The organism is Natronocella acetinitrilica (assembly GCF_024170285.1).
Classification (GTDB): Bacteria; Pseudomonadota; Gammaproteobacteria; order Nitrococcales; family Aquisalimonadaceae; genus Natronocella; species Natronocella acetinitrilica.
In genome coordinates, this window is the sequence record NZ_JALJXV010000007.1 from 73,433 (window position 1) to 90,575 (window position 17,143).

General features: G+C 62.2%; 14 protein-coding genes. 2 read left to right on the top strand and 12 right to left on the bottom strand.

The window, feature by feature from the left end:
- Window positions 1–74 precede the first annotated feature (74 nt).
- The 11 genes from J2T57_RS14430 to J2T57_RS14480 form a co-directional block, all read right to left on the bottom strand.
- Entirely contained in the window at window positions 75–725 is a 651-nt protein-coding gene (locus tag J2T57_RS14430) for a Crp/Fnr family transcriptional regulator (protein ID WP_253479576.1), read from the bottom strand.
- Between the two features lie 316 nt (window positions 726–1,041).
- The gene (locus J2T57_RS14435; protein ID WP_253479587.1) at window positions 1,042–2,241 is read right to left on the bottom strand and encodes a GNAT family N-acetyltransferase; all 1,200 of its coding nucleotides are present in this window, start codon (window positions 2,239–2,241) and stop codon (window positions 1,042–1,044) included.
- On the bottom strand, window positions 2,238–4,034 hold the full coding sequence (locus J2T57_RS14440; RefSeq protein WP_253479589.1) for a GNAT family N-acetyltransferase: 1,797 nt from the start codon (window positions 4,032–4,034) through the stop codon (window positions 2,238–2,240). The genes J2T57_RS14435 and J2T57_RS14440 overlap by 4 nt, the downstream gene beginning before the upstream one ends.
- Window positions 4,031–5,599 (bottom strand): lipopolysaccharide biosynthesis protein, encoded by a 1,569-nt coding sequence (locus J2T57_RS14445; RefSeq protein WP_253479591.1) that lies wholly within the window; start codon window positions 5,597–5,599, stop codon window positions 4,031–4,033. Before J2T57_RS14445 ends, J2T57_RS14440 begins: the two co-directional genes overlap by 4 nt.
- On the bottom strand, window positions 5,596–6,537 hold the full coding sequence (locus J2T57_RS14450; protein WP_253479594.1) for a hypothetical protein: 942 nt from the start codon (window positions 6,535–6,537) through the stop codon (window positions 5,596–5,598). The genes J2T57_RS14445 and J2T57_RS14450 overlap by 4 nt, the downstream gene beginning before the upstream one ends.
- Before the next feature lie 4 nt (window positions 6,538–6,541).
- Window positions 6,542–7,675 (bottom strand): glycosyltransferase family 4 protein, encoded by a 1,134-nt coding sequence (locus J2T57_RS14455; RefSeq protein ID WP_253479596.1) that lies wholly within the window; start codon window positions 7,673–7,675, stop codon window positions 6,542–6,544.
- Window positions 7,663–8,886: a phenylacetate--CoA ligase family protein gene (locus J2T57_RS14460; RefSeq protein WP_253479598.1), complete on the bottom strand. Its 1,224-nt coding sequence runs from the start codon at window positions 8,884–8,886 to the stop codon at window positions 7,663–7,665. Before J2T57_RS14460 ends, J2T57_RS14455 begins: the two co-directional genes overlap by 13 nt.
- Window positions 8,883–10,133 (bottom strand): polysaccharide pyruvyl transferase family protein, encoded by a 1,251-nt coding sequence (locus tag J2T57_RS14465; RefSeq protein ID WP_253479600.1) that lies wholly within the window; start codon window positions 10,131–10,133, stop codon window positions 8,883–8,885. The genes J2T57_RS14460 and J2T57_RS14465 overlap by 4 nt, the downstream gene beginning before the upstream one ends.
- Before the next feature lie 77 nt (window positions 10,134–10,210).
- Window positions 10,211–11,254 (bottom strand): glycosyltransferase, encoded by a 1,044-nt coding sequence (locus J2T57_RS14470; protein WP_253479602.1) that lies wholly within the window; start codon window positions 11,252–11,254, stop codon window positions 10,211–10,213.
- Window positions 11,251–12,231, bottom strand: a complete 981-nt coding sequence (locus tag J2T57_RS14475; protein ID WP_253479604.1) for a glycosyltransferase family 2 protein — start codon at window positions 12,229–12,231, stop codon at window positions 11,251–11,253. The genes J2T57_RS14470 and J2T57_RS14475 overlap by 4 nt, the downstream gene beginning before the upstream one ends.
- A gap of 1 nt (window position 12,232) precedes the next feature.
- Window positions 12,233–13,744, bottom strand: coding sequence for a glycerol-3-phosphate dehydrogenase/oxidase (locus J2T57_RS14480; protein ID WP_253479614.1), 1,512 nt, complete (start codon window positions 13,742–13,744; stop codon window positions 12,233–12,235).
- Between the two features lie 157 nt (window positions 13,745–13,901).
- On the opposite strand from J2T57_RS14480, the gene J2T57_RS14485 reads away from it, so the two are divergent.
- Both J2T57_RS14485 and J2T57_RS14490 read left to right on the top strand, forming a co-directional pair.
- The gene (locus J2T57_RS14485; RefSeq protein ID WP_253479616.1) at window positions 13,902–14,546 is read left to right on the top strand and encodes a hypothetical protein; all 645 of its coding nucleotides are present in this window, start codon (window positions 13,902–13,904) and stop codon (window positions 14,544–14,546) included.
- A 1-nt stretch (window position 14,547) separates the two neighbouring features.
- On the top strand, window positions 14,548–16,122 hold the full coding sequence (locus tag J2T57_RS14490; RefSeq protein ID WP_253479618.1) for a GMC family oxidoreductase: 1,575 nt from the start codon (window positions 14,548–14,550) through the stop codon (window positions 16,120–16,122).
- Here the strand turns inward: J2T57_RS14490 and J2T57_RS14495 are convergent.
- Window positions 16,119–17,141 (bottom strand): NAD-dependent epimerase/dehydratase family protein, encoded by a 1,023-nt coding sequence (locus J2T57_RS14495; protein WP_253479620.1) that lies wholly within the window; start codon window positions 17,139–17,141, stop codon window positions 16,119–16,121. The two genes, J2T57_RS14490 and J2T57_RS14495, sit on opposite strands and share 4 nt — an antisense overlap.
- Between the last annotated feature and the right edge of the window lie 2 nt (window positions 17,142–17,143).

The following is a 17,143-nucleotide window of genomic DNA, read 5'->3' on the forward strand; positions in this document are numbered from 1 at the left end:
TTGGCGTACAGCTTACTGGGCTTGGACGATCACTGCATGGGGTGGTTCATTGCGCGGCAGGCAGCCCTGCGGTGTCAACGCCGGAGATGGAGTCGCGACCTGTTTTCGGGCGGGTGTAGCAGGCGGTCGGTTTCACGTTTGACTACGCCATAACATTCGCATGCAAGTCGCTCCAGACGCTGACGATCGAGGACACGGATCAGACCACGGGTGTAATGAATCACCCCTTCGCTCTGCAGGCGATGTGCGGCCTCCGTGACGCCCTCTCGCCGCACACCCAGAACGCTCGCGATCAGTTCGTGAGTCAGCGCGATACGGTTGTCAGGCAGGCAGTCATTGGCTAGCAGCAGAAGCCAGCAGAACTGTTGCCGAAGGGAGTGGTGGCGGTAACATGCGGCCAGTTGTGCCGTCTGGACGAAGCGAATCTGCACGTAACGAAGCATCAGGGCAAGTAGCTCGGGGCTCGCGTCCATTTCGCGGTGAAATGCCTTGATCGGCAAGCGGTAAGCCTTGCCCGGGGTCAGCACCACGGCCCGGCTGGGGCTGGCATCAACCCGCATGACCAGATTGATACCGACAAGACCGTCGTTACCCACCAGCGCCACCTCGGCAGAGGCGCCATCCTCCATGACGTACAGCGACGAAACAATGGTGTCCTCGGGGAAATAGACATTGCGCTGAGGCACACCCGCTTCGAAAAGTACTGCGCCACGCGGAAATTTCATCAACTCAAGTTCTGGCTGCAAACGCATCCACAACGCAGAGGGCATCGCGGCAAGCACTTGATTTCTGGGAGTAGGCGGCAATGCACCGCATGCTGCCTGTTCCAAGGCGGGTGGCACCGAGCTTAAGGAAACCATGGCGTCTCTTCCTTGTTGACCCGAACGCTTTCACCATTGTCTGCCCGCAGACCGACGGTTGGTCTGTGCGCTTGCGCACACACCGATGTCGATCTCCGGATACTTCGAGAATAGTCCTATTTTTATTCCCCGCCAGTATTATTTTTTGCCCTGCAACATAATACTAACTTTTTTGTAAATATTAACTTTTTTTGAAATCACACGGGGCATTGACACCTGTAGGCGACGGACCACGATTCACCAGTCGGCGGAGAATTGGCTTGGCCTTGATGTAGTATCCGGCCAGCACCCGACCGATGGCTCCCTTGTTGAATGCGATCAGCCGCATGGTCTCAATGGATTCATCAGCCCAACGCCGCTTGTTGTTCATGGCTCCACCAAAGAAATCGTATTTTTCGTAACTGCGCTCACCCATTAACAACTCCAACTCGAGTGCTTCCAGCAGGGTTCCCGGCGAGCAGTGATCGAAACGCTGATCGTGGGCGATCTGTGCCCCGTAGTAGGTATTCCCATCCATGACGGCGATTGCTCCGGCAACGGGCTCGCCACCGCACTCGAGCAAGAGCACGCGGGCGCGGCCTTGCCGCGCCAACAGGCCGATGAAACGGCGATAGTAGGCCCCGTAATTATTGGTCTGGGCGAAGGCGATGCCAGCACTCTGTTTCCAGCTCTTTGTAAAAAGATTGATGTAACATACTAGACTTTCTTCGATTTCTTCGGGTGTATTCGCTATTTGCAGTCGAACGGCACCATGCTTGGAAAGCTTTCGATGCCCTGCCTTCAAGTTCTTCGCAAGCCGCCTTCCACGGGAGGCAAGATAGGCCGTCCATTCCTGATTCAGATCCAGGTAGGGACAGGCATGCAGGGGAAACTGACGCCACTGCAAGCCCTGGACTTCAACCTGATACAAAAGGGCATTGAGCTGCGAGTCGTCGGGAACGACTTCATCGATCTGGAGTATGTCCCAGGCGGGGACGGCCCCTTCCTTGCCCACGCCACTGCCGGCGAGAACAGCGACTGCGTGTGCAAGGTGATGTACCTTGCATTCACCCAGGGCGAACTGTGGACGATTGATCTCATCCGGCATCCCGACGGGCTCGAGCACGCGGGCCGGCAGCCCGAGTTTGCGGCACCGCCTGATCTGCAAGGGCATGATGAGGACCGCCACACCCTGCTCTATCACGACAACCACGCATAACTGATGCGGAGCGCCCATCGCCGGCCACCAGGACGAGAACCACTCCCAACTCTGCCAGGGTGTGGCATTCGCCGTCAGGGCGTGTAATCGCTTCCAGTCGCCTGCCAGATCCTTCATGGCGGAATAGTCGCGAATGCATCGCACTTCAAGGGGTGCCGCGTCCACCGGCAGCACGCGACTCATGCGAACCTCCCCTGCTGTCCGAGCAGGCGTTTGATGCGGATTGCCGTATCCAGCAGGTCCAGTTGCACCAGGCAGCGACGGAGCCAGGGTCGACAGCGGAAATGATAGGCATGATAGGCAAGGCCGGCGACATCAGGGGGGTGCGCGAACAAAGCCCGGGTTTCCCGATAATGGGTTGCCCATCCGCGCTTGTTGCTGAGAAAGCCACCGAGATAATCGACACGCTCACACAGCCCCCGTGCGTGGATCTCCTCCAACTCCATGCCTGTCAAAACAAAGCCGGGAGAGTAATCTTCCCAGGCCCTGGAATGGGCGATATGCATGGAATACAGACAGCGTTGCCAGTAGAGACCCAGCGTCGCAGCGATGTCTTCTCCGTCAAGCACCAGCACACGGACCTGGAGCTGTGGGCGCGGATCTTCCATGCCCATCAAGGCATGCAGAAACCCGAGATGGGCAGAGCTCCGCGCGACGCCAACGGAAGAGCCAGCCTTCCAGCTCGCCTGTTCCACGGCAAGATAACGTGACAAACCTGCCGCCTCACCTGCATCGCTGTCGATCGTGTCCATGGTCAACGCTCCCCCCTGGCGCAATCGGTCACGATGACGGCGGTAACTCTTGCGTTGTGCCTTGCTCCGGGATGCGAGATAGGCATCGAATGTGCCCTGCACCTCCACCATGGGACAGACCGGCCCTTCCGGCGATTCCACCAGCATTCCCAGGCCGCTGAGCCGTGTGCGCATGGCCTGATAAAAGACACTGTCCGGGTTCTGTTCATAGAGGATGCTGGAGCGCCAACCGACGCCGTGATGGCCAACGAGATAGTCCGCGATCAGACTCGGGCTCAGCACGTCGCCCTCTGCAGCCAACACTGTGGGCCGATCGACTTCCGACGGCATGCCCATGAAGCCAAGACAGCGGGTATTCGCACCTGGACCAGGCCGGTGCATGATCTGCATTGGCGCGATTGCACGCACCGAGCCATCGGCATCCAGGGCGACCACCAGGTACGGCTCCGCAGCAAGGCCCAGTTGTTCCCACCAGGCTCTCAAGTAGGCATAGCTGCAGAATACCGTGGCGCCCGGCGTGCGGCTGCAGAGGCGCTCCCAATCGTCGCGCAGGCTGCTCCAGCCAGCGGCGGACCGGACCACGCCGACAGTGCATTCCCCGCTGGCCAGTTCATGAGTCACCGTGTCCCCCAGCAGCGATCTCACTCCCGGGGTGGCCAGCCGCCCTTCTCTTGTCGGCCTGCCACTGTCGAATCGCAGCCAGTAGACAGTCGCGCCGGTATCCGGATCACAGACCGGCGTTGCCTTGACCAGGCTGAAGCCGATGCGCCGCAGGGTGCGCCGCCGCGCCTGCCAGAACGGCAACAACGCCTGGGTGCACAACCCCTCCCGAGGGAGGTGCCTGAGGTCAGCGCGGCTTTCGATGACTGCCGCCGCCCGACGCAGTAGCTGCCAACTTTGGTCTCGGTGATCGGGATGCACCGCCACGTCCACCACATAGATGCCCGGGCCATGGAAATCGTTGTCGACAGGTGGGGGCAGACCTGTATACGCGCAAATCCGCCGGCGATCCTGCTCCACGAACATCATGCAGTAGCCGAGCAGGCGTCGACCACGGTACAGGCCAATGCTGAGGTTTTCTCCCGCGCGCTCGGCAACGGCCAGTTGCTCACGCAGATCGCGTGCGCCTGTGCGCTGTTCACGATCAAACAGGGCTGCCTCGAGCCGTGCCACAGCACGGGCGTCCCTGGGGCCCAGCCATTGCAGACGATATGCCGGCGTCATGGCGCCCTCACCTCGGTAGCGGCCAGTGCGGGTTGTGGACTTCGGCCCCGAAGGACTCCAAGAATCAGGCTGCGCTCCCAGGCATCCAGTCCGCCGAAATAAAGCGCAGGCAGATAGGCAGTCGCAATACAGGCTGCAATGAGCATGAAGTCAAAGAGTCCAAATGGCGCACGCATGATGCCGAGGGTCCCGCCAAGGACTGCCGCCGGCCCAACGGCCAGGATGACCCGGGCCACCCCACTGGCAAGCAGATCGACCAGGCCCAGGTTTGCGGCTCGGCAGGCCGCCGGCAGCAGAAAGAGTGAGCCGACCAGCAGCCCCGCAATCAGTACGGCCCAGGCCACGCCAAGCAACCCCAACCGCGGCACCAGGATCAGCATCAATGCCACGCTGAGGCCGATTTCGGCCAGTGTCAGGCATGCGACAAGGCGGATGCGATTGACCGCCATCAGCACCAGCGTTGGTGTCCAGCAGATTGCAGCCACGAAAAAGCTCACAACCACCAGAGGGAGCAGCCCGGCAACCAGCACCGGTTCAAGTTCTGCCACCCAGAAAACCAGTAGAGATTCGCCGACCAGCAACAGGAACACCGCAACTGGTGCGGCAACGGCGACTGTCGCCTTGGTGCCCGTCCGAAGAACCCGGGCAAGTTCTGACTGTCGCCCCGAGGCATGCAGCGACGAGGCCATGGGGAAGAAAGTCTCCGCGATGGGTTGAGCCAGCAGCAGCAACAGCCCAGCGACAGCGATGCAAAGCGCATAGGGGGTGACCAGGGCCATGGGTAGCAAGAGCGCCACCAGCAACTTGTCGATGTGCGCGCTCCCCTCTACGAGGAGGTCATCGACAAAGGCCCACAGCGCGAAGGGACGAATACGCCGCCAGACCCTTCGATCCATGCTGAGCCTGGTACGCAGCAGACCGGGCAGCAGCCGACTCACCAGCAACAGATCGATGCAGGCCCGTAGGGCCGAGACGCACAACTCAACCAGCGCCAGGGCGACGATGCCGTAGCCCTGCAGCAAGAGCCAGACCTGGACCGAGACCGCCACAATACGAAGCACGATGGAGCGCAGATTCCTGATGTCGAATCGTTGCTCTCCCTCGTAGATGTTCTCCAACGCTGAGGCCGGAAGCGCAATCAGCAAGTTGAGGCCGAGGATGATCACCACCAGCCTAAAGTCGAAGGCCAGTCCACCTTCGACGGAGAACACCCGCTCAAGCGGCATCAGTCCGATAACCGCTGCCGCGACCGCCGCGACCACGCCGGCCACGATCAGCGCCGGGACCACGTTACCGGCTAGCCGGAGGGCGGCTCGTGGCCGACCCTGAGCCACGTGGCGTGCGTGAAACCGCACATGTGCCTGACCGATACCCAGATCCAGCATGCCCAGGTAGAAGGTCAGCGTGTGGCTGATCAGCCAGACAGCGTAGGCCTCGAGGCCAAGGTGATGGATGATGAACGGCGTGATCAGGACATAGATGGTCCCACCCAGCAGTAGGTCGCCATAACTCGTGGCCACATTGCGCAGCCAGCGCCGATCGTCCCTGGCCGGCATGGCGCTCATGCCGGCACGATGAGTCGGTGATGTGCCAGGATTGCCGTAACCCCGGCGTGTGATTGTGGAAGCCCGATCCCCAGGCGAGCCTGGGGAAACCGGGTCGCTACCGGCACGGCGCCAAAGCGGGCCTTGTAGCGGAACACACCATTGGTGACTACGGGGCGGGAGTTTCCGAAATGCACCGTCTTCACACCATCAAGCCAGGCCTGCCGCAGCACCAGCGCATCCAGCGCCTCACTGGCCCCGGACGGTGGCGGGCATGTCGCTGCACCGAACCAGCCGAAGCGCATGGCGGATCCCCTGCGCTTGACCAGCATACCGGCAACCGCTGCGTTGCTCCGACGGAGCAAGGCCAGATGCTGTCCATGCGCAGATGCCAGGAAGCGATTGCGCTCCACAACGACGGCGCTGCTACCGAAACGTGCCCGGATATACGGTAGGTACAGATCGTCGTAAAAGGCTTCGAACTCGGCAGGCTGATCGGTGATGACCAGTGAATAATCGCTGCGCCGGATATGGCGTTCCACTTCCCGGGCCAGGCTCCGCGGCAGTGGCCACAGCCGCTCACTGTGCTGCAGAGGTGGCAAGACCAGCTTTTGAGCCACCCAGGCCGGCACCACCAGATCACAGTCGGTCCTCTGGAAACATCGCCACAGCGGCGGCAGATCGGTCAGTTGCAGATGCGAATCCCGCCACCAGCGACGGATACTGCCGCCAGTAATGATCGGCAGCCCACGACTTGCGACCTCTTCCCATTGGGAGCTACGGAAGAAATGCGAGCGCAGAAATTCCAGATTGTCACCGCTACCCAGGTACACCGCAGACAAGGTGGAGCCCGTCTCGCGATCCTGGCCCTCGATACGCACCAGACGAAAGGAGGCCTTGCCGATCAAAGGTGCCAATCGCGCAGGAATCGCCTGTATTCCGAGAGCTGACAGCTTCATCGCCCTATTTCACCTGGTCATAGAGCGCAGCAGTGGCGTTCATGGCGTCTCCAAACGCCTCCGAATAGGCGGTGGCAATACGCGGCCACGTGAAAAGCGCAGCACGCGCCTGGGACCGTGTACCTAACTCGGCGCAGGCGACGGGATGGTCGATCAGCCAACGCAAGGAGCGCGACAGTTCTGCCGTATCTCCGGCGGGAAAGACGATACCGGCGTCCCCGACTACCTCGGCGCAGCCGTCGGCGTCGGTGGTCAACACCGCGCATCCGGCCTCCATGGCCTCCAGCAGGACCATTGGAAAGTTCTCCTTGATCGAAGGGAAAACGAACACGCGGGCGCGCTGGTAGAGGCCCTGCAGTTCATCGCGAGGGATAAACCCGGTAAAGCGCACCCGGGGACGAACGGTACGCGCCATCTCCCTCAGTGCCGCCATGTGAGGCCCGTCCCCGGCAATCACGTACTCCCAGCCCTCATCATGATCACGTATCGCTTCAAGAAAATGCTGTACCCCCTTGCGTGGAAAAAGCCTTGCCACCACAAGAACGAGATTCTCCTTGGCAGGGCGTTGCCCTGTGGTGTGGACGACATGACCGTTGGGTATGACCTGTACGGGTCGGTCGATCTGGGTCGCGATCAGTCCCGCCAGGTAGTGGGACGGAGACGTCACGACCGCTGCATCCCGCATCACCCGACGCCAGGCCCGGTTGATGAATCGATGGGGCAAGTGAAAACGATCCGGGTTGTATCCCGGTACGTCGGAGCCGTGCACCGTAACCACATAGGGCAGCTCGAATCGCTTGGACAGTGCCCAGGCCACCAGGCCACCCGGCAAGGCGAAATGGGTATGGATGAGGCTCGGCGCCGTCGCCTTGATGATTCGGGAAGCAACGTTGTAGGCAGGCAGCAGCGTGGTCATCAACTCGGCAGCGCTGGTGTAATGACGATGCCGCCGTTTACAGGCATGTCGATGGATTGCGACGCCGTCCAGGGTTTCCCGCCAGGGCTGATGATCGAAGCGGGAGGTCACCACATCCACGTCCACTCCCGTGCGGACAAGTTGTGCAGCGAGAGCGGCGGCAACCACACCGCCACCACCGCCGATGGGTGGGTATTCATAGCAGACCGTCAGGACGCGCATTTGCCCTGCTCCACTTCAGATCGAACCGGGCGGAATTTCCGCTGACCGATGCCCGGCACACCGTCGCCGCCGCCGATCCTGATCGGCACTGCTCTCCCGGTAAGCGCTGACAGTTCGCGTTGGACGTTGCGACACAGTTCGGGCATGACCTGTGGCTCTGCCCAGATGGTCACATCCAGACTGAGATCCACCCGCTGGGTGATCTGGTAGCGGCGAATATCAGGCTGCGATTCAAGCAGAAGTGTGATGCGATAGGGCGAGATCAGTCGACCACCCGGCAGGTGCAGGCAGTCCACGGTTCGACCGCGAAAACCAAGCACACGACGATTACCCGGATTGCCGGTGCGCTCGACGAGATCCCCGGTCTCATACCGTATCAGCGGATGACAGCCGCCGGCATGCAGATCCGTGATGATCAGACGCTCAGCGACCTCACCCGATCCGATCGGCAAGAACTCGGCGTGCAGATCACGCTCCGCAAAGCGGTAACTCTCGGCACCCGGAATCCGCCAGGCAACCAGGCCACATTCGCTCATGCCGTAGAAGTCCGCCGGGTCACAGTCGAAGGTGCTGTTCAGAAAGTCGCGATCCGTCCCGCTCAGACTCTCCGCTGTACTCACCACAAGCCGCGGCCGGTGGGTTGCCGCCGCCGCCCGACCCAACTCACGGGCCAATAGCAACAGGGCGTTCAGCGGGCCGTAAAGCACCCCTGGTCGCATTTGCCGGTAGATGCGGGCCATGGTCTCCTGGTCGGCGGCAAGGTCGACACAGAAGCCGCCGGGCAAGGTCGGATGTCGACCCGTGGGCCGTGCGCTCAGCATAAGCAGTCGATCACCGGGTCGATAACCGCAGTTCATGAGCGCCCGAAGGAAGCGCAATTGGCGCCGGGCATGGGTCATGGGGTCGATGGGAATTTCAATCGGGGTACCGGTGGAACCGCCCGAACGCTCAGTGTGAATGAGCTTGCGCGGCCAACGTGAGTCCATGCGTTGCTCAAGGCGGACTTCACCGAGCCGGGCCCGATTGAGCAGCGGGTAGCGGTCCAGGTCCTCCAGCCGCTGCAGGCCGGGCTCTCCCGATCGCAGGCCTGCCAGGTTCCAGAGACTGTTGTATGCTGGCACCCGTTTCCATGCCTGGCGAATCACGGCGTTCAGCAGTCGCACCCTGCCGCTGTCCGGGTGCCGCTTGCCCAAGAGGAATTGCGCAATCATCGCGCCGGCTCCACAAGACCGAGGCTCGGCAGCAGTGCGCTGATTCCCGCATCCGCGCGCTCCGCCAGGGCGTGCGCCCGACGGCCGATATCGGCATGCTCAACCAGTGCGCCGCGGGCCCGGTGAACCAACTCATCGACGCAATCCTCAACGCCCAGCCGACCCAGGGAGAGGGGTGCGTCGGGCAGATCGAGCATTCGAAACAGTCCATCAAACTTCTGGTTGTAACCGAGCCCGACGATCGGCGTCCCCATACTGGCCGCGAGAATCAGGGGGTGCATTCGCGCGGAGATCATCAGCGACAGTCGCCCACAGACAGCCTTGTAGAGGCCAGCGTCCCGGATGACGCTGATCCGTGGCTGCAGTTTCGGCAAGCGCTGAGCCAGGGCATGGCACGCAGCGAGGTCACCCTCGTGAGGCAACGGATAACTGGGAAGCAACAGGAGTCTGGCCCCATCCATGCCGTTTGCGAGGATCTGCAATGCGCTCGCGAACTGATCCAGACATCGTTGCATGGCTGCCGCGCCCTGCCCCCGGTCCAGCCCGAGTCTGCCCCGGAGACGATGCGGGATGACGCCACCGCGTACGTGAAACCAGCGTCGAAAGGTCACACCGATCAGTGGTGTGCCGGATGGAATGCCCAGGCGTGCGAGCAAAACCTCGGCCGCTTCGCTCTCCGCAACGGGCAACAGGAAGGCGGGGTCGGGCACGACGGCCACCTGCCGGCCAATGGCCGTTTGCAGGCACTGCGCCGCTGCCTGGTCACGCACCGACAGTGATCGGGTGGCATCGGCGACACGGCGAGCAAACCAGCGGCTCTCGGCATGGATCAGTGGGCCGGCCCCTACGCTGACAGCGACCAATGCCGGATTGGCCAGCCGCAGGGATTGAAGACGGGCTGCCCAGTACGGCATCTTGATGCGGCTGTCGTCATCCTGAAGGAGCCCACCTCCTGCCAGCAGAACCCCGGATTGGCGGGCGGCGCAGGCAAGCACGGCTGGCCAGTGCCGCAGCCCTCTGGGCAACACGGCGCAGACGCCGGGAATACGCCGCTCGGCTATTCTGTCCCATGGCAAAGCGGAAACCAGGGTAATGCGGACGTCGGGCACCTGCGCCTTCAACGCATGGCACACACCACGGAGAATGGCCTGATCTCCCAGGTTGTTATCCGCATCTCCACCCAGTACCAGCAGACTGGCTTCCGACGGACCCGCCAGTGCACCGGCCGGTTTTTGCACCGACTCCATCCCACCCTCCTTCGAGCTACCGCACCCGCCGGGGGTCCGGCTTTGGGTGCTGCCCACATCCCCACCCCCGGTTGCCACTAACCGGGGGGCGCGGAACGTTTGAGTCTGGCCATTGCCGTCATCACCGTATCCGACGCAGGATCACTGCTGGCCTCAATCGGCTCCCCTCCCTCGATCACCACGTCGATGGCGTAGTCCGGCAATTCCCTGGCCCTGGCATAGATAATCAGTTCCCCCAGCAGACCCATGAAGAAAATCTGCGCGCCCAGCACCACCAATAGCGCTGCCAGCAACAACGCCGGTCGGTCTGCAAGTGGCATGTCCAGGACCAACTTCTGAAAAACCAGGAATGCCATGTAGGCCCCACCCAGGCCCGCCGTGGCAGTCCCGGTAAGCCCGTAAAAACGCATGGGGCGGCGAATGAACTTGGTGATGAAGAACACCGTCAGCAGGTCGATCACGCGGCGAAAGCAAGTGCCCGGCGCAGAGACCCGTACTGCTTGCTCAGAGCGGGATTGCCGCAGGTCTCGTTCAACAACCCGAAAGCCCTGGTTGAGTGCAAGTATCGGCAGAAAGCGATGCTGATCACCGTAGAGCACGACCTCATCGGCGACACGGCGGCGTAACGCACGAACATTGCAACCGAGGTCCCGAAATCCAGTACGAGTGAAGAATCGCACCAGTCCTGCAAACAGATTGGTCTGCAGGCGATTGAACGCCGAGTCGGTTCTCGGCCAACGCCGCGCAGTGACCACGTCGCAGTCGCGCAAGGCGTCGACGATCTCTGGCAGATCGTCTGTCTCCACCTGCTGAAAAGCGGGGAGGATGAGGATAGTGTCTTCGCTCACATGGCGGAATGCTGCGGACAGCGCCGCAGCCTCGCCGAACACCCGGTTCAACTGAATGATGCGAATGGGTTCACCGTGCTGCTGGAGCTTGCGAAGGCACTGCTTCACGGCATCGAACGGGCCGTCGAGCACGTAGATGAACTCGAGGCGTCGCCCCAGTCGCTGCAGGCTGTCGCGATAGGCACCATAGACCGTCTCGGTGTCGTCGTATCGGCTGGTCACCACGATCACCACGGACAGACCGCGCCCCTCTGCAGACCTGCTCATCATCATGCCGACTCTCCCGAAGTCATGGCCTTGTCCTTGTCAACGACACCGGACTTGTCGATCTCCGCAGTGATCAGGGCACGCTCAACGCCCCCGGGGCGTCCTGTCCGCACAAGAAGTTCCGCAACAGCCCCACTGCCGAATAGAAAAACGGCCAGCGCCATCAGGGTCATGCCGGTTGCCGCAAAGGGCATCGACATGGGCTCCCCCAGCGGACGCACCAGGATCGCAGCCATCACGGTGCTGACGCCGACAATCGCGATAGGCAGGCCGAGCAGACTGAACCAGGCCAATGGCCGGTTCGCGAAGGCGATGAGTGTCTTGACCACCAGCATATCCAGCAGCACCTTGTAGACCCGCGACAGGCCGTATTTGGACTCACCGAATCGCCGGGCATGATGGCGGACACGGATTTCGGCGATTCGGCACCCCACGGTGGAAGCCATCGCCGGAATGAAGCGATGCATCTCCGAGTACAGCGGCACCTGACGGATGACCTCGGCGCGATAGGCCTTGAGGGAGCAGCCGTTATCCCGAATCGGCACGCCGGTCACCCGGCCGATAAGCCAGTTGGCAATCACTGAAGGGAGCTTGCGGCTCAGGAGTTTGTCCTGCCGCCGATGGCGCCAGCCGACCACCAGGTCGTAGCCCTCTGCGATCTTGTCAAGAAAAAGCGGGATGTCCGCCGGGTCATTCTGCAGATCGCCATCCATCGTGATCAGAATCCGGCCACGGGCGATGGCCATACCCGCGGTCATGGCCGAGGTCTGCCCGTAGTTGCGCCGCAGTCGGACCAGACGCAGACGGGTGTCGTGCCTGGTGAGTTCAGTGGCCCGCGCGACTGTCTCGTCCCGGCTACCGTCATCGACGAGCAGAATCTCGTAGTCCAGTCCAAGCGGGCTCAGGGCCTGATCAAGCGCCTGATGCAGGGGCAGGACATTGTCCTGTTCGTTATGCAGCGGGACGATCACCGAGAGATCCATATCAGACCACCTGGCCCATTTCGGGGCCGATCGAGAGCGAAGGCACAAGCCGGCGGAGGCGTTCCAGTTCCTGGCGCTTTCGTGTCGGGCTCCAGTTGAGGCTGGTCGCTGCTGTATCGGCGGCCCAGTGCAGCAATAACGGTGACAACTGACCGCGAACAGCGAGATCGGTCCGGCGCAGCAGCAAATCATCCAGGCGCATCACCATCTCGTGCTTGATGGCCTGGCGGCAGCGCTCCCTGAACCAGGCGGCGCTCTCCTCGACGCACTCGGGCGCGACGGACAAACCGGCACCGGGCAGCCGCGTCTGCAATACGCGGCAGGGGCGGCGCCCGAGGTCAAGTCGTGCAAGAGCCAGATCCACGACCCGCTCTGCCATGCTGCGCGCCGTGGTGTACTTCTCGCCGATAACAGAGATCAGGCCGCGGACATGATCCCGCCGCCAGTGATCGATCAACCGTCCGCGGCGCGCCAGTCGCACATCGACGCCCGTGCCACCCTCTGCCGGTAACAGGCCGGTGTAGTGATACCGGACCTGGTCCTCGCGCAGTTGTGCCGACGGCCATGCCGCGTTGACCTCGCCAATGAGGCGCACCACCTCGGACTGGTCCGTTACCAGGGAGTCGGGGTCCTCTTGATAGGCATGGTTGATGGTTCCGATGAGCGTGCAGTCTTTCCAGGGGGCGACGAAATAGAGTCGCTTACCGTCGCCGGCGGGCAAACCGAACCCCCTGGACAGACCGAGATCCCCGACCACCACGTTGGTGCAGCGGGCAAGCGCAGGGGTCAGGGGGTTCGAACCCGCCAGGAGCTGATCGGCGTAGGGACCGCAGGCATTGATCGTGAGGCTGGCGCGGACCGAGAAGGTATCCCCCTCAAGCTGATCTCGACACAGCACACCCCGGATCACGCCTTGATCCTGTTGAAGCGACTGCGCTGCAATGTAGTTGCAGGCAGTCGCACCGAACGCTACCGCCTGCTGCACACACTCCAGTAACAGCCGGTCGGCCTCCAGCATCTGCAGGTCATGCCACAGCATGCCGCCGCTGATGGTTTGATCGTTAAGTCCGGGCAAGGCTGCCAGGCAAGCGTCTCTGGACAGCACCCGTCCAGCGGGCATGGCCACCCCGTTCACGGAACACCGCGACGAGAGCAGGCCGTAAGCGGCCAGGGCCAAGCCCACCGCATAGCGACTTCGAGCACCCCAGCCCCGAGTCGGCAAGATGAAGGGCAGAGGACGAACAAGATGAGGTGCCGCCCAGAGCCAGTAGCATTGCTCGCTGGCGGATTCCAGAAGGCGCGACAGATCCAGTGTTTGCAGATAGCGAATGCCACCATGAATCAGTTTCAGCGAATGGTGTGAGGTAGCCCCGCCAAAGTCACCACGATCGATCAGGGCGACCCTGAGTCCACGCATGGCCGCATCCCTGGCGATGCAGGCGCCATAGATCCCGGCACCGATCACCGCAAGATCGAATTGGGAGTCGGCAAGCCGATGGGGTTCACGCTTCATACGGGCATCCCGCCTCGGGCATTGTTGATTGCCATGTACTGCCACCCTCAGCGCAGGTTAATGAGGTGGGTCCGGCCTAATCTGTACGCTGGCGAACATACCCCCCGCGCGCGAGGCGATAACGTCGTAGGCCATGGGCAGGAAGGGGGGTTGACCTATGCCGACACCGTATTCCAGGCGACGCCGCCGGATTCTCCTCGGCCTCGGGGTGACCGCGGTCGCAATGACTGCCGGTGGGCAGGCATTGCTATCGCGACGAAACGTGCTGATCGAGCGCTATGCAAGACCAGCCTACGATCAGTACCTCGGCTTTGCTCCCGAGCAGCGCAGTGGCCCACTCGCCGGGGAGGCTGTCTCAGAGGTGCAGGCGCTGGCGGAGGTTATCTACCCGCCGGCCGGGGCGGAAGAGCAACAGGAACTGCAACGCGTGGTCAGCCAATGGATGCGGGCCAGAACAGAGCTGGACGGACAATTACCGCTCTATCAGCAGGGGGCCCGCCTGCTCACGGGCATGGCCCGGCAGTCTGCAAATTCAGACACCTTTGCTGCCCTCGATCAATCCACAAGAATCGCACTGCTGGCCAGCCTCGAGCCGCCGGAGACCGATAGCCCGAACTCCCTGCGCAGCCACTGGTTCCGCTTCCGTCGCCGGGAGTCACGCTTCTACATCTATGGTCTACGAGATGAGTTGATCGACGCCATATTCACATCTCGACTTGGCTGGCAGATCGTCGGCAATACCCACACCTGGCCCGGCGCCCCGGGTGATCCGGCGGCTGTGGCACTGCCACCGGGAGCCTGAAATGGGGTCGACAAGCGAGGTAGATATCTGCATCGTTGGGGCCGGCGTGGCGGGCGCCCTCATAGCCTACCACCTCGGGCAGGCGGGTTACACGGTGGCGGTTCTGGAATCCGGACCACGCTACAGCTACCCGGACATGGAGCGGTATGGAGTCCTGCTACGGGGCGGAGACCCCTGGCCCTGGTTTCGTCAGGACCTTGACGACTACGAAGACCTGGCGGAACCGGCCCTGCTACTGAACAGCAACCGAATCAAGGCCGTCGGCGGCACCACGCTGCACTGGAACGGCAATGCGCAGCGCTTGCAACCAGGCGACTTCAAGATGCGCAGCCTGTTCGGTGTGGCCGAGGACTGGCCATTCGAGTATGCGGACCTCGAACCCTGGTATCAACGCGCCGAAGAAGAGATTGGTGTGTGCGGTGACGATGCGCCGGGACAGCCTCCGAGAAGCGCGCCGTTCCCCCTTCCCGCCTTCGACTACAGTCACGTGGAACGCAATTTCGTCATGCCCGCATTCGAGCGCATGGGTCTACCCATGGGAGCCAACAGCGCCGCCATCAATTCCCGCGCCAGGGACGGACGCCCGGGCTGCGCCGTGTTTTCGACCTGTATCCCCATGTGCCCGATTCATGCGCGGTACACCGGCCTGCATCATGTGCAGAAGGCGGAAGCGACCGGCCGGGTGGAAATCCGCTCCGACTGCCACGTGCGCCGCCTGCGGATCGATCAGGGCCGCCGGGTAGGCGCGGTGCAGTTCGTTGGCGCAGACGGTCGGGAGCATGAGGTGACAGCGCGACAATTCGTGCTTGCCGGCGGCGGTGTGGAGAACCCGCGAATCCTGCAGCTATCAGCGTCACTGAATGCTGGAACAGACGGTCTCGCAAACAGTTCCGGTCTGCTCGGACGAACGTTCATGTCCCATTCCCGGATCATCGTCAGAGGACGGCTACCAGAGAAATTCGGCCCGCACCGCAATGGCTATGCAACCTCCAACTGCTGGGGACTCTATCAGCACGATCGGCTGCCGGAGATTGGCAACATCATGCTGTCCCCCGACCCCAATAACGGGCCAACGCCGGCCACGATCGCGAGGCGCAGCCGCGCCTGGGGACATGATTTACTGGAGGCGGTCAAGCGCGAGCACGGGCAGGAACTCGACATACACGTCAAGGGAGACATGCTACCGCTGCCGGAGAATCGGGTGCGCTTGAGCACCCGGCATAAGGACCGATTCGGAGATCCCGTTCCGGCTGTCGAGATACGACTGGCAGAGTTCGATCGACGCACTCTGGATTACGGTGCGGAAGTCGCCAAGCAGCTATTTTCTGAAATGGGCGCAACGGAGATCACGGGATTCGGCTACGGCATCATGCGCAACCACTTGATGGGCACAACCCGCATGGGCCAGTCTCCCGATAGCAGTGTCTGCGATGAATGGGGGCGCTGCCATGATCTGGACAATCTCTACATCGCCGGCGGCAGCCTGTTTGCCACCGCCGGATGCTCAAGTCCGACGCTGACAATCGCCGCCTTGGCACTGCGCACTGCGGACTACCTGGACCGCGCCGTGCTTTAGGCAGCCCTGGCCGTGGGCTTGCCCCCCGCTGCGGGAGGCAGATACCCCTCGGCACGATACCACTCGGCTGTGCGGCGCAAGCCCTCTTCCAGGCCGATCCGCGGCTGATAGCCAAGCTCTACCCTGGCCCGGGAGATGTCGAAAGCCCGATTCTGCCGGTACCAGTCGACCCGCCTCGGAAAAATTGGCGGGGTCACGCCGAATGGCTTGCAGACACGCTCGCACACGTGACCGGCAACGACCACGGGCCAGACCGGAAAGTGCGGGATACGCACCTCTACCGACAACGCCTTCGCGACGGCCCGGACCAACTCCTCGACGCTGACATAGTGCTCATCGGCGATCAGGTAGGCGCGTCCGTCGCCCTTGCCGTCTTCCATGCAGAGCATGAACGCGTCCACCAGGTTATCGATGTACAAGGGATGGTAAAGGGTGCGCCCCGAGCCGAACATGGGGAAGCTGCCGGAGGCAACACGGCGGTAGATCAGATAGAAGCGCTCGGGGTCACCGGGGCCATAAATGGCCGCCGGTCGCAGTATCACCGTTGCCATGCCCTTGCCGTTGTAAGCCATCACAATGGGTTCGGCTTCATACTTGGTCTTCTGGTAGTAGTCGGCAGGCTGGATGGGGGCATCCTCGTTGGCCGGCGGATGATCCACGTTACCGTGGACACCGCAGGTGCTGCAGTAGATCAGCCGCCTCACGCCGGCGGCCTGCGCCGCTTCAACCACGTTGCGCGTACCCTCGATATTCACCTCGTCGTAGAACGACTCGGGCACATTGAGTTCCCGGAAGGCCGCTGCCAGATGGAAGACAACCTCCACGCCAGCCACACTGCGGGAGACGATCTCCTTGTCCGTCACCGAACCGATGATCACCTCGGCGCCAAGCTGACGCAGCTCCTCCGTTTTCAGCCCTTCCTTGTAGTCCAGCGCTGTGACCTGATGTCCCTCGGTCAGCAAGCGGGTCACCAACGCCTTGCCACTGAATCCCGTACCACCCGTGACCAGCACTTTCATGT